Annotated in this window: 10 protein-coding genes; 6 read left to right on the top strand and 4 right to left on the bottom strand. The window is 72.0% G+C overall.

The window, feature by feature from the left end:
- From JHAT_RS04360 to glgB, 4 genes are all read left to right on the top strand, one after another.
- A partial coding sequence (locus JHAT_RS04360; protein ID WP_143660351.1) for a DUF3459 domain-containing protein occupies positions 1–445 on the top strand: 445 nt, incomplete at its 5' end.
- On the top strand, positions 442–2,142 hold the full coding sequence (gene treS, locus JHAT_RS04355) for a maltose alpha-D-glucosyltransferase (RefSeq protein ID WP_077796688.1): 1,701 nt from the start codon (positions 442–444) through the stop codon (positions 2,140–2,142). The genes JHAT_RS04360 and treS, both read left to right, overlap by 4 nt.
- An 88-nt stretch (positions 2,143–2,230) precedes the next feature.
- The gene (locus JHAT_RS04350) at positions 2,231–3,637 is read left to right on the top strand and encodes a phosphotransferase (RefSeq protein WP_077796687.1); all 1,407 of its coding nucleotides are present in this window, start codon (positions 2,231–2,233) and stop codon (positions 3,635–3,637) included.
- 41 nt (positions 3,638–3,678) lie between these two features.
- Positions 3,679–6,357, top strand: a complete 2,679-nt coding sequence (gene glgB / locus JHAT_RS04345; RefSeq protein ID WP_171990738.1) for a 1,4-alpha-glucan branching enzyme — start codon at positions 3,679–3,681, stop codon at positions 6,355–6,357.
- A gap of 3 nt (positions 6,358–6,360) precedes the next feature.
- Here the strand turns inward: glgB and JHAT_RS04340 are convergent, their stop codons facing one another.
- The 4 genes from JHAT_RS04340 to JHAT_RS04325 form a co-directional block, all read right to left on the bottom strand.
- Positions 6,361–8,628: an AAA family ATPase gene (locus tag JHAT_RS04340; RefSeq protein WP_077796686.1), complete on the bottom strand. Its 2,268-nt coding sequence runs from the start codon at positions 8,626–8,628 to the stop codon at positions 6,361–6,363.
- A gap of 119 nt (positions 8,629–8,747) precedes the next feature.
- Positions 8,748–9,080: a thioredoxin gene (gene trxA, locus JHAT_RS04335; RefSeq protein ID WP_107481816.1), complete on the bottom strand. Its 333-nt coding sequence runs from the start codon at positions 9,078–9,080 to the stop codon at positions 8,748–8,750.
- The gene (locus JHAT_RS04330; RefSeq protein WP_077796684.1) at positions 9,077–9,505 is read right to left on the bottom strand and encodes a MerR family transcriptional regulator; all 429 of its coding nucleotides are present in this window, start codon (positions 9,503–9,505) and stop codon (positions 9,077–9,079) included. The genes trxA and JHAT_RS04330 overlap by 4 nt, the downstream gene beginning before the upstream one ends.
- 157 nt (positions 9,506–9,662) lie before the next feature.
- Complete coding sequence (locus JHAT_RS04325) at positions 9,663–11,051, bottom strand: cation:dicarboxylate symporter family transporter (RefSeq protein WP_077796683.1); 1,389 nt, start codon at positions 11,049–11,051, stop codon at positions 9,663–9,665.
- 154 nt (positions 11,052–11,205) lie between these two features.
- On the opposite strand from JHAT_RS04325, the gene JHAT_RS04320 reads away from it, so the two are divergent.
- Positions 11,206–12,876, top strand: a complete 1,671-nt coding sequence (locus JHAT_RS04320; protein ID WP_077796682.1) for a sensor histidine kinase — start codon at positions 11,206–11,208, stop codon at positions 12,874–12,876.
- Entirely contained in the window at positions 12,873–13,553 is a 681-nt protein-coding gene (locus JHAT_RS04315; protein ID WP_077796681.1) for a response regulator, read from the top strand. The genes JHAT_RS04320 and JHAT_RS04315 overlap by 4 nt, the downstream gene beginning before the upstream one ends.
- Positions 13,554–13,577 lie beyond the last annotated feature (24 nt).

The raw sequence follows: 13,577 nt of genomic DNA, 5'->3' as shown, positions 1-13,577 counted from the left end.
GTACCTCGACAGCGAGAAGTACCAGCTCAGACCCCGCGACTGGGACGCCGCCCACCGCGAAGGCCGCACCATCGCCCCCCTCATCGCCAGACTCAACGCCGTCCGACGCGAGAACCCGGCCCTGCGGCAGCTGCGTGATCTGCACTTCCACCACGCGGACAAGGAGGAGGTGATCGTGTACTCGAAGCGGCAGGGTTCGAACACGGTTCTGGTGGTCGTCAACCTCGACCCCCACCACACCCAGGAGGCCACGGTCTCGTTGGACATGCCGCAACTCGGCCTGGACTGGCACGAGTCGGTGCCGGTGCGCGACGAGCTCACCGGTGAGACCTACCACTGGGGCAGGACCAACTATGTGCGCCTCGAGCCGGGCCGTACGCCCGCGCACGTCTGCACGGTTCTGCGACCGTCCACCCCGCAGATCGGAGGGTCCCCCACCACATGATCGTCAACGAGCCCGTACCGGACACCTTCGAGGACACCCCGGCCAAGGACCGCGACCCGGACTGGTTCAAACGGGCCGTCTTCTACGAGGTCCTCGTGCGCTCCTTCCAGGACAGCAACGGCGACGGCGTCGGCGACCTCAAGGGACTGACCGCCAAACTGGACTACCTCCAATGGCTGGGCGTGGACTGCCTGTGGCTGCCGCCCTTCTTCAAGTCGCCGCTCAGGGACGGCGGGTACGACGTCTCCGACTACACCGCCGTGCTGCCCGAGTTCGGCGACCTGGCCGACTTCGTCGAGTTCGTGGACTCGGCGCACCAGCGCGGCATGCGCGTGATCATCGACTTCGTCATGAACCACACCAGCGACCAGCACCCGTGGTTCCAGGAGTCGCGGAAGAACCCCGACGGCCCCTACGGCGACTACTACGTCTGGGCGGACGACGACAAGCAGTTCCAGGACGCGCGGATCATCTTCGTGGACACCGAGGCGTCGAACTGGACCTACGACCCGGTCCGCAAGCAGTACTTCTGGCACCGCTTCTTCTCCCACCAGCCGGACCTGAACTACGAGAACCCGGCCGTGCAGGAGGAGATGCTGGCCGCGCTGAAGTTCTGGCTGGACCTCGGCATCGACGGCTTCCGGCTCGACGCCGTGCCCTACCTGTACCAGCAGGAGGGCACCAACTGCGAGAACCTGCCGGCCACGCACGCCTTCCTGAAGCGGGTGCGCAAGGAGATCGACGCGCAGTACCCGGACACGGTCCTCCTCGCCGAGGCCAACCAGTGGCCGGAGGACGTCGTCGACTACTTCGGCGACTACCCGAGCGGCGGCGACGAGTGCCACATGGCGTTCCACTTCCCGGTGATGCCGCGGATCTTCATGGCGGTCCGGCGGGAGTCGCGCTACCCGGTCTCGGAGATCCTCGCCAAGACCCCGGCGATCCCGTCGGGCTGCCAGTGGGGCATCTTCCTGCGCAACCACGACGAGCTGACCCTGGAGATGGTCACCGACGAGGAACGCGACTACATGTGGGCCGAGTACGCCAAGGACCCGCGGATGCGCGCCAACATCGGCATCCGGCGCCGCCTGGCCCCGCTCCTCGACAACGACCGCAACCAGATCGAGCTGTTCACGGCCCTGCTGCTGTCCCTGCCCGGCTCGCCGATCCTGTACTACGGCGACGAGATCGGCATGGGCGACAACATCTGGCTCGGCGACCGCGACGCGGTGCGCACCCCGATGCAGTGGACGCCGGACCGCAACGCCGGCTTCTCGTCGTCGGACCCGGGGCGGCTCTTCCTGCCGACGATCATGGACCCGGTCTACGGCTACCAGGTGACGAACGTCGAGGCGTCGATGGCCTCGCCGTCCTCGCTGCTGCACTGGACCCGCCGCATGATCGAGATCCGCAAGCAGAACGCGGCCTTCGGCCTGGGTTCGTACACCGAGCTGCCCTCGTCCAACCCCGCCGTGCTGGCCTTCCTGCGCGAACACGAGGACGACCTGGTGCTGTGCGTCCACAACTTCTCCCGGTTCGCGCAGCCCACCGAGCTCGATCTGAGCGCCTTCGAGGGCCGTCACCCCGTCGAGCTGTTCGGCGGGGTCCGCTTCCCGGCGGTCGGTGAGCTGCCGTACCTGCTGACGCTCGCCGGGCACGGCTTCTACTGGTTCCGGCTCCGCAAGGACGCCGCCTAGCCCAGGCCCGGGGCGGGTCGGTTTCCACCGTCCCGCCCTGGGCACGCATCACTCACACCCCGTCGACCCGGGGAAAGGACGCGACGCCATGTCGGAAGCCGTCATACGCACCGTCACGAGCCCGCCCGGACTCCTTGCGTCCCTGGACCCGCTGTTGCGGGGATGGCTGCCGCGGCAGCGCTGGTTCGCGGGCAAGGGGCGCCCGGTCACCGGGTTCTCGCTGGTCGCGGCCACCGAGCTGCTGCCGGCCGACGCCCGTCTCGGTCTCTTCCACGTGCTGGTGCGCGCCCACCAGCCCTCCGGGCCGGTCCCCGGCACCCCCGATCAGCCGGGCGACTGCTACCAACTCCTGATAGGGGTGCGCGAGGCGCTGCCGCCCCGGCTGGCGCCCGCCCTGATCGGCCACGTCACCGAGGGCCCGCTGGCCGGACGCACCGTCTACGACGCCCTCTACGACACCCGGCCCGCCGAGGTGCTTCTGGAGGCGCTGCGCACCCGGGCCCGGGTCGGCGGGCTCAGCTTCGAGCGCGACCCGGACCAGGAGATCCGTACCGGGCTGGTGCCGCGCCTGATGACCGCCGAGCAGTCGAACTCGTCGGTCGTGTACGGAGACACGTTCATTCTCAAGGTGCTGCGCCGGATCGTGCCCGGGGTCAACCCCGATCTGGAGCTGCCGCTGGCGCTGGTCCGTGAGGGCTGCCCCCGGGTGCCGGCGCCCACGGGCTGGATGACGGCGGACCTGGCCGGGCAGACCTGGGTGCTGGGCGTGCTCCAGCCGTACGTGCAGGGCGCGACCGACGGCTGGGAGCTGGCCCTGCGCGAACTGGCCAAGGGCCAGGACTTCGCCGCCGAGGCGCGGGCGCTGGGCCGGGCGACCGCCGAGGTGCACACCGCGTTGGCCCGCGCGCTGCCGACGGTCACGCTGGGCCACGGCCGGCTGCGGCCGCTGGTCGACGGCATGATCGCGCGGCTGGAGGAGGCCGTCCATGCGGTGCCGGCCCTGCTGCCGTACGCGCCCGGGCTGCGCACGGCGTTCACGGCCCTGGCCGACCTGGCCGGCGAGGGCCGCACCTGGACCGCGCAGCGCGTCCACGGCGACCTGCACCTCGGACAGTGCCTGCGGTCGCCGTCCGGGCAGTGGTCGCTGATCGACTTCGAGGGCGAGCCCGCGAGACCGCTGGCCGAGCGGCGGATGCCGCAGCCGGCGGTGCGGGACGTCGCGGGGATGCTGCGCTCCTTCGACTACGCGGCGCACTCCGCCGACGTCCCGGTGCCCGGCTGGGCCGAGACCTGCCGGGCCGCGTACTGCACCGGGTACGCGGAGGCCGGCGGCTTCGACCCGCGCACCGACCCGGTGCTGCTGCGCGCCTACGAGACGGACAAGGCCGTCTACGAGGTGGTGTACGAGGCCCGGCACCGCCCCGACTGGCTCCCGGTCCCCCTGTCCGCGGTGCGCCGCCTGGCCGCGCCCGGCCGGCCCGGCGTCCCCTCTTGACCCCCGTTTCCCGCTCGCTCGTCATCCAGGAGGCTCCGCCCGTGACCCCCCGCCCCCCGTCCAGCGGTCCTGATCCGAAGAAGACGGCCGAGGAGCAGCGCGCCGCGAAGAAGGCGGCGGCCCCTCAGAAGAAGAGGGTGGCGAAGAAGACCCCCGCGAAACCGGCGTCCGCCGAACCGGCGACCGTGAAGAAGACGGCGGCCACGAGGGAGCCGGCGGCGAAGAAAACCGCGGCCACGAAGCAGCCGGCAGTCAAGAAGACGACCGCGAGGAAGACCGCGGCCACGAGGGAGCCGGCAGCGAAGAAAACCGCGGCCACGAAGCAGCCGGCGGCGAAGAAAACGGCCGCGAGGGAGACAGCTGCCAAAAAGACGGCCGCGAAGAAGACAGCCGCCGAGAAGACGGCCGTCAAGAAGACCGTGGCGAAGGACGCGGCCGCGAAGAGCACGCTCGCGCAGGGGACGCCCGCCAGGAAGGCGGTCGCGCGGAAGACCGCGGCCCGTCGGCCCCCGGCCGGGAGGGCGACCGCCGAGGCCGCCCCCGCCCTCGACACGACCGACCGGGAGCGGCTGCTGGCCGGCACGCACCACGACCCGCACTCCGTGCTCGGCGCGCACCCGGTGCCCGGCGGAGTCGCCGTCCGGGTGTTCCGGCCGTACGCGCTCGCCGTGACCGTCCTGGCCGGGGAGCTGCGCGCCGAGCTGCACCACGACGGGGACGGCTTCTTCTCGGGTCTGCTGCCGCTCGACGAGGTCCCCGCCTACCGGCTCCTCGTCGCCTACCAGGGGACGGTCCAGGAGACCGAGGACCCCTACCGCTTCCTGCCCACGCTGGGCGACCTGGACCTGCACCTGATCGGCGAGGGCCGGCACGAGCAGCTGTGGCAGGCGCTCGGCGCGCACCCGACGACCCACCAGGGAGTGGCCGGCACCCGCTTCGCGGTGTGGGCGCCGAACGCGCGCGGGGTGCGGGTCGCCGGCGGCTTCAACTTCTGGGACGGCACCGGCCACCCCATGCGGTCGCTCGGCGGGACCGGCGTGTGGGAGGTGTTCCTGCCCGGCGTCGGCGCGGGCGAACTGTACAAGTTCGAGATCACCCGGCCCGACGGCTCGCGCACCTTCCGCGCCGACCCGCTGGCCCGCCGCACGGAGGTGCCGCCGGCCACGTCCTCCGTCGTGTACGCCTCGGACTACACCTGGGGCGACGACGCGTGGCTGGCCTCACGCGCCGGCGTGCCCGCGCACGAGGCCCCGATGTCGGTGTACGAGGTCCACCTGCCGTCCTGGCGGCCGGGGCTGTCGTACCGCGAGCTGGCGGATCAACTGCCCGCGTACGTCAAGGACCTCGGCTTCACGCACGTCGAACTGATGCCGGTCGCCGAGCACCCCTTCGGCGGCTCGTGGGGCTACCAGGTCACCGGCTTCTACGCGCCCACGGCCCGGCTCGGCGAGCCCGACGACTTCAAGTACCTGGTCGACCGGTTGCACCAGGCCGGCATCGGCGTCCTGATGGACTGGGTGCCGGCGCACTTCCCGCGCGACGACTGGGCGCTGGCCGAGTTCGACGGGCGTCCGCTGTACGAGCACTCCGATCCGCTCCGGGCCGCGCACCCGGACTGGGGGACGCTGGAGTTCGACTTCGGGCGCCGCGAGGTGCGCAACTTCCTGGTCGCCAACGCCGTCTACTGGTGCGAGGAGTTCCACATCGACGGGCTGCGCGTGGACGCGGTCGCCTCGATGCTGTACCTGGACTACTCGCGCGAGCCGGGCCGGTGGACGCCGAACGAGCACGGCGGCCGGGAGAACCTGGACGCGGTGGCGTTCCTGCAGGAGATGAACGCGACGGTGTACCGGCGGGTGCCGGGCGTGGTGACCGTCGCCGAGGAGTCCACGGCCTGGGACGGGGTCACGCGGGCCACGCACCACAAGGGTCCCAGCGGCTTCGGCGGCCTCGGCTTCGGGCTGAAGTGGAACATGGGCTGGATGCACGACTCGCTCCAGTACATGAGCCACGAGCCGGTGCACCGCACGTACCACCACGGCGAGATGACCTTCTCCATGGTGTACGCGTACAGCGAGAACTACGTGCTGCCGATATCGCACGACGAGGTGGTGCACGGCAAGAAGTCGCTGGTGTCGAAGATGCCGGGCGACTGGTGGCAGCAGCGGGCGAACGAGCGGGCGTACCTGGGCTTCATGTGGGCCCACCCCGGCAAGCAGCTGCTGTTCATGGGGCAGGAGTTCGCGCAGGGCGCCGAGTGGTCCGAGGAACGCGGCCCCGACTGGTGGCTGCTCGATCCCCAGTACGGGGCGGCGGCCGACCACCGGGGCGTGCTGGACCTGGTCCGCGATCTGAACACCGTCTACCGGGACACGCCCGCGCTGTGGCAGCGGGACACCCACCCCGCCGGTTTCTCGTGGGTGGTCGGGGACGCCGCCGAGGACAACGTCCTCGCGTTCCTGCGGTGCGACGCGGACGGCGCCCCGCTGCTGGCGGTGTCCCACTTCGCGCCGGTCGTCCGCACCGACTACCGGCTCGGCGTCCCCGACGAGGTGCCCGCCTGGCACGAGGTCCTCAACACCGACGCCGCCCGTTACGGGGGCGGCGACGTGCGCAATCCCGGCCCGGTGAAGCCGGAGCCGCAGGGATGGCACGGCCGGCCGGCGAGCATCCGGCTGACCCTGCCGCCCCTGGCGACGGTGTGGCTGCGCCCGGCCTGACGCTCAGGCCGCGTCCGCCAGGCCCTTCGGCAGCGGCTCGGTGTGCAGGACGCCGAGCCGCTGGGTGGCCCGGGTGAGGGCCACGTAGAGGTCGCTCGTGCCGTAGCGGCCGGGCTCGACGACCAGGACGGAGTCGAACTCCAGGCCCTTGGACTGGCGCGGGTCGAGGAGGACGACCTGCCGGGTCAGGTCGGGCTCGGTGCCCGCCGTGACGCCGTCCAGCCGGGCCGCGAGCGCCCGGTGCAGTGCGCGCGGGGCGATGACGGCGAGGCGGCCCTCGTCGGGGGTCAGCTCCCGGGCGGCCTCGGCGACGGCGGCCGGGAGGTCGTCGGCGGCGCGGATCCAGGGCCGTACGCCCGTGGAGCGCACCGAGCTCGGCGGGGCGAACTCCGGGTCCTCGGCGCGGACGACGGCCGCCGCCAGGTCCATGATCTCGGCCGGGGTGCGGTAGTTGACGCCGAGCCGGGTGTGCTCCCAGCGGTCCTCGACGTAGGGGGCGAGGATCTTCGACCAGGAGCCGACGCCGGCCGCCTCCGCGGTCTGCGCCGGGTCGCCGACCAGGGTCATGGAGCGGGTCGGGCAGCGGCGCATCAGCAGCCGCCACGCCATCGGGGACAGTTCCTGCGCCTCGTCGACGATGATGTGCCCGAACGCCCAGGTGCGGTCGGCCGCGGCGCGCTCGGCGGCGCTGCGGTGGTCCTCCTCCTCCTGGCGCTCGGCGAACCGCTCGGCGTCGATGATGTCGTGCGCGAGCAGGACCTCGGCGTCCTCCTCGTCCTTGTCCTCGAACTCGTACGTTCGGGAGGCGTACGACACGTCGAGCACGCCCTGCGCGTAGGCGATCTGCTCCGCCCGCTCGCGTTCGGCGCGGGTACGGGCGATCCGGTCGTCCACTCCGAGCAGTTCGGCCGCCTCGTCCAGCAGGGGGACGTCGGCGACGGTCCAGTGCCGGGTCACCGGGCGGCGCACGGCGGCGGCGTCCTCGGCGGTGAGGAAGGCCTCCGGCGCGGCGAGGAAGTCGGCGACCAGTCGCTGCGGGGCGAGCCGGGGCCAGAGCCGGTCGACGGCGGCCCAGACCTCGGGGTTCTCGGCGAGTTCGTCGCGGATCTGGGTGATGTCGCTGGGGTCGAGGAGGTTGGTGCCGTCGTAGGGGTCGGTGCCGATGCGTTCGGCGACCATGTCGGTGAGGGTGTTGAGGATGTGGCCCTCGAAGTGCTCGCGGGCCACGTTGTGGGGCAGTCCCGTGGCGCGGGTGCGTTCGCGGGCGACGCCGACCAGGCCGTCGTCGAGCATGAGGACGTCACGGTCGTGCTCGATCGCGATGACCGGGTCGGGCAGCGCCTGCCGGTCGCGGACCACCTCGGCGAGGACGTCGGCCATGTCGGCCCGGCCCTTGACGGCCGCCGCCTCGGGGGTGTCCGTGGTGGTGGCCTTCACGCCGGGGAACAGCTCGCCGACGGTCGCGAGGAGCACCCCGGTCTCGCCCAGGGAGGGCAGGACCTCGCCGATGTAGCCGAGGAAGGCCGGGTTGGGGCCGACGATGAGGACGGCGCGCTTGGCGAGCAGTTCGCGGTGCTCGTAGAGCAGGTAGGCGGCGCGGTGCAGGGCGACGGCGGTCTTGCCGGTGCCGGGGCCGCCCTCGACGACCAGCACGCCGCGGTGCGGGGCGCGGATGATGCGGTCCTGGTCGGCCTGGATGGTCTGCACGATGTCGCCCATGCGGCCGGTGCGCGCGGAGTTCAGCGCGGCGAGCAGCACGGCGTCGCCCGACGGGTCCTCGTGGCCGGTGCGGGTCTCGTCGCCGAGGTCGAGGATCTCGTCGTGCAGGGCGGTGACGCGGCGGCCCTCGCTCGCGATGTGCCGGCGGCGGCGCAGGCCCATCGGGGTGTGGCCGGTCGCCAGGTAGAAGGGGCGGGCGACGTCGGCCCGCCAGTCGATCAGGACCGGGGTGCGTTCGGCGTCGTCGGCGCGCAGGCCGATGCGGCCGATGTGGTGGGCCTCCCCGGAGGCGAGGTCGATCCGGCCGAAGCACAGGGAGCCGTCCACCGCGTTGAGCGCGGCGAGCAGCCCGGAGCGCTCGGCGACCAGGATGTCCCGCTCCAGTCTGGCCTGCATGGGGGTGTTGCCCTGCGCGAGCGCGTCCGTGACCGAGACCTCGGTGTCGCCGCGCAGCGCGTCCACGCGCGCGTACAGCCCGTCGATGAATTCCTGTTCCTGCCGCAATTCATCGTCCGGAAATTCGTTGTTTGACAATGCCACTCCCGCCCACATATACTGTGCTCAGTGAACTTCTTCGTGACACCTTTTTCCTGAAGTCACGAATCATCGAATATACGCAAAGAAATCCCCCGAGCGCAATTGCGCTCGGGGGATTTCTTCTGTCGGCGGGATCACAGCACGTCGGACAGCTCCTCCAGCAGCCGCCGCTTGGGCCGGGCGCCCACCATCGACCTCACCGGCTCACCCTCCCGGAACACCATGAGCGTCGGCATCGACAGCACGCCGTACGCCACCGTGGTCTGCGGATTGCGGTCCACGTCCAGCTGCACCACCCGCAGCCGGCCGTCCTCCTCGGCGGCGATGTCGCGCAGCACCGGCGCCAGCTGCCGGCAGGGGCCGCACCAGTCGGCCGTGAACTCGACGAGCACCGGCAGATCCGAGCCGAGCACCTCCGCCTCGAAGTCGGCGTCCGTCACCTCCGCCACGCCTGCTGTCCTGATCACCACGTCTGCCCTCCCAGTTCGCATCCGGGTTCCGGACCCCCCGGAACCAGCGCCTCGGCGGCGAGGGCCGCCGTCACCCGCTCGGCCCGCGCCAGCTGGGCCGCGACCGTCGCGCGCACGCCCCGCAGCTCGCCGATCAGCGCGTCCAGCTCCGCCAGCTTGCGGCGGTAGACCGCGAGCGACGCCGGGCACGCGTCCCCCTCCGGGTGTCCGGCCCGCAGACACTCCACGAAGGGCCGGGTCTCCTCCAGGTCGAACCCGAAGTCGCGCAGCGTCCTGATCTGCTCCAGCAGCTTCACGTCGCGCTCGTCGTAGGTCCGGTGCCCGTGGGCGTCCCGCCGCGCGGGCAGCAGTCCGCGTGACTCGTAGTACCGCAGCGTCCGCGTCGTGGTCCCGGCGCGTGCGGCCAGCTCACCGATTCGCATGAGGACGAACGTAAGCCTTGACGCCGACGTCAAGGCAAGGAGGAAAGAGGAGGGAGGAGAGGGGAGGGGAGGGAAGAGGAGGAGAAGGTGAGGAAGGGCCGGGCGGCTGAGCAATGGGGGGAGCTCTCAGCCGCCCGGGGTCGGTGCGGAGCGGGCGTCAGGCCTTCGCCAGTTCCTTCTCGCCGCCCTGCTCGGGCAGCTGCGCCGGGGTGTCGTCGCCGCCGTGCCCGTCGTCGAGGAGCGTCCGCTCGTCGAACGGGACCCGCCCGGCCAGCACCTCGGCGACCCGCTCCTTGTCGATCTCCTTGGTCCAGGTGCCGATCAGGACGGTGGCCACCGCGTTGCCCGCGAAGTTGGTCAGGGCGCGGGCCTCGCTCATGAAGCGGTCGATGCCGACGATCAGGCCGATGCCGTCGACCAGGGCGGGCTTGTGCGACTGGAGACCGCCGGCCAGCGTCGCGAGGCCCGCGCCGGTGACGCCGGCGGCGCCCTTGGAGGCGACGAACAGGAACAGCAGCAGCGGGATCTGCTCACCGATCGACATCGGCGTGCCCATGGCGTCGGCGATGAACAGCGAGGCCATGGTCATGTAGATCATGGTGCCGTCGAGGTTGAAGGAGTAGCCGGTCGGGACGGTGATGCCGACCACCGGCTTGCTGACGCCCAGGTGCTCCATCTTGGCGATGAGACGGGGCAGCGCCGACTCGGAGGAGGACGTGGACAGGATCAGCAGGAACTCGCGGCCCAGGTACTTGAAGAGCGAGAGCGCGTTGACGCCGGTGCAGATCTTCAGCAGGGCGCCCAGCACCACGACGACGAACAGGATGCAGGTGACGTAGAAGCCGAGCATCAGCACGGCCAGGCTCTTCAGGGCGTCCACACCGGCCGAACCGGTCACCGCCGCCATCGCGCCGAACGCGCCGACCGGCGCCGCCCACATGATCATGGCGAGGACGCGGAAGACCAGGCGCTGGATGTGCTCGACGCCGCGCAGTACGGGCCGGCCGGCCTCGCCCATCGCCTGGAGCGCGAAGCCGCAGAGCAGGGCGACCAGCAGGGTCTGCAGGACCTCGCCCTCGGTGAACGCCGAGACGATCGTGGTCGGGATGATGCCGAGCAGGAACTCGGTGGTGTCCTTGGCCTCGGCGTCGACCTGCGCGTGACCGGTCTCCTTGACGGCGTCGGTGACCGCGAGGCCGGTGCCCGGGTCCAGGATGTTGCCGACGATCAGGCCGATCGCCAGGGCGACCATCGACATCACCATGAAGTAGGCGAGGGCGATGCCGCCCACCGCGCCGACCTTCGCCGCCTTGCGGACCGAACCGATGCCGAGCACGATCGTGCAGAAGATGATCGGCGAGATCATCATCTTGATCAGGTTCACGAAGCCGGTGCCGATCGGCTTCAGCTCGACCGCGAAGTCGGGGGCGATCAGGCCGACGGCGATGCCGAGGGCGACCGCGACGATCACCGCGATGTAGAGGTAGTGCGTGCGGTCCCGCTTGGCTTGGGGTGCGGCAGGTGCCGTATCGGCTGCGCTGGTCACGGCGGCCCTCCTTGACGACGTCGTCGGCATCACCGGCGTGCGGCTCACGTCCGGGCGGTTCGGTTGGGGGATGCGGAGACTATCTCCTGCCCTGTGAGCGCGGTCACCCTTGTGTTCATTTAGTTCGCAATCAGCCAGGAGAGACACTTGCGGCATGCGCCTCAGCGTCCCCGGACCCCGCAGCCTGGCCGGTCAGCTCTTCGCGATGCAGGCCGTGCTCATCGCGGTCGTCGTCGCCGGGTACGCGCTGTTCGCCTACCTCGGCGACCGGGGGCAGGCCGAGGATGCGGCGGGGCGTCAGGCCAGGTCGGTGGCGCTGTCGATCGCCGACTCGCCGTTCGTGTCGGAGGCCGTCGGCACCCCCGACCCGACGGCACGGCTCCAGCCGTACGCGGTGCGCGTCATGCGGGACACCGACGTCGACTTCGTCACGATCATGTCCCCGCGGGGGATCCGCTGGACCCACCCCGAGCCGCAGCAGATCGGCCGTCCCTTCCAGGGCCACATCGAGCGTGCGCAGCGCGGCGAGACGTTCACCGAGACCTACACGGGGACGCTCGGGCCGTCGGTCCGGGCGGTCACCCCCGTGCGGGACGACGGACGGGTCGTCGGCCTGGTCAGCGCCGGGATCAAGGTCGAGGAGATCAGCAAGCGGGTGCAGGACCAGCTGACGGCCCTGCTCGGGGTCGCGGTCGGTGCCCTGGTGCTGGGCGCGGTCGGCACGTACGTGATCAACGCGCGGTTGCGCCGGCACACCCACGGCATGAACGCGGACGAGCTCAGCCGCATGCACGACTACCATCAGGCGGCGCTGCACGCGGTACGGGAGGGGCTGCTGATGCTGGACTGGCAGTACCGTGTCGCGCTGATCAACGACGGCGGGCGGGAGCTGCTCGGCGTGGGCGGCGACGTGGTCGGCACCCCGGTCGCCGACCTGGGCCTGCCGGCGCAGCTGACGGGGGCGCTGCTGGCGTCGGAGCCCCGGGTGGACGAGGTGCACCTGACGGCCGAGCGGGTGCTGGTGGTGAACACCTCGCCGGTCTCGGGCGGTGAGCGCCGGGGCACGGTGGTGACCCTGCGCGACGTCACCGAGCTGCAGTCGCTGATGGGCGAACTGGACTCGGAGCGCGGCTTCACCCAGGCGCTGCGCTCGCAGGCGCACGAGGCCGCCAACCGGCTGCACACGGTCGTCTCGCTGATCGAGCTGGGGCGCGCCGAGGAGGCGGTGGACTTCGCGACGGCCGAGCTGGAGCTGGCGCAGGCGCTCACCGACCAGGTGGTGGCGGCGGTGGGCGAGCCGGTGCTGGCCGCGCTGCTGCTGGGCAAGACGGCACAGGCGAACGAGCGGGGAGTGGAACTGGTGGTGTCGCAGGACAGCCGGCTGGACGACGGGCTGCTGCCGCCGTCCCTGCCCGCCCGGGACCTGGTGACGATCCTGGGCAACCTGATCGACAACGCGGTGGACGCGGCCCAGGGCCGGGTGCCCTCGCGGGTGACGGTGGCGGCGTACACGGACACGGCCGGGGCGGGGGCCGGGGCGGAGCTGGTGCTGCGGGTCTCGGACACCGGCGCGGGCGTCGATCCGGCCCACGCCGGCCTGCTCTTCCAGCGGGGTTTCTCGACCAAGCCGGCCGGGCCGGGGGGACGGGGCCTGGGTCTCGCACTGGTCCACCAGGCGGTGCACCGCCACGGGGGCACGCTGACCGTGACGGAGGCCGACGAGGGCGGCGCCCGCTTCGAGGCACGGCTGCCGCTGGACGCCGCCGGCCCCGGTGCGGCGGCACCCGCCCCGGTGGGCGGACCGGGGGTCGGGGGCGCCGTATGACCACGGGACAGCCCATCCGCGTGCTCGTCGTCGAGGACGACCCCGTCGCCGCCGACGCGCACGTGATGTACGTCGGGCGGGTGCCGGGGTTCACCGCCGTCGGCACGGCGCACACCGGGGCGGAGGCGCGGCGCCTGCTGGACCGCACGCCGGTCGACCTGCTGCTGCTCGACCTGCACCTGCCGGACGTGCACGGGCTCCAGCTGGCCCGTTCGCTGCGGGCGGCCGGGCATCACGCCGACGTGATAGCGGTGACGTCGGCCCGGGACCTGACGGTCGTCCGGGAGGGGGTGTCGCTGGGGGTCGTGCAGTACGTGCTGAAGCCGTTCACCTTCGCCACCCTGCGGGACCGGCTCGTGCGCTACGCCGAGTTCCGGGGCACCGCCGGGGAGGCGAGCGGGCAGGACGAGGTGGACCGGGCACTGGCCACGCTGCGGGCGCCCGGCCCGGCGGCGCTGCCCAAGGGGCTCAGCGCGCCCACGCTGGAACGCGTGACGGGCGCGCTGCGCGGCGGGGAGGAGGGCCTCACCGCGGCCGGGGTGGCCGAGGCCGTGGGCATCTCGCGGATCACCGCCCGCCGCTACCTGGAGCACCTGGTGGACACCGGCCGGGCGCGGCGCAGCCCGCTCTACGGGCAGGTGGGACGACCGGAGTTGGTGTACCGATGGGTCCGATGACGCGGCCGCCGGGCGGGTGCGGGG

It is taken from the genome of Streptomyces sp. JHA26 (assembly GCF_002005565.1).
Lineage (GTDB): Bacteria > Actinomycetota > Actinomycetes > Streptomycetales > Streptomycetaceae > Streptomyces.
Note: the sequence above shows the minus strand (reverse complement) of the source record. Positions and strands in the feature narration are given on the sequence as shown.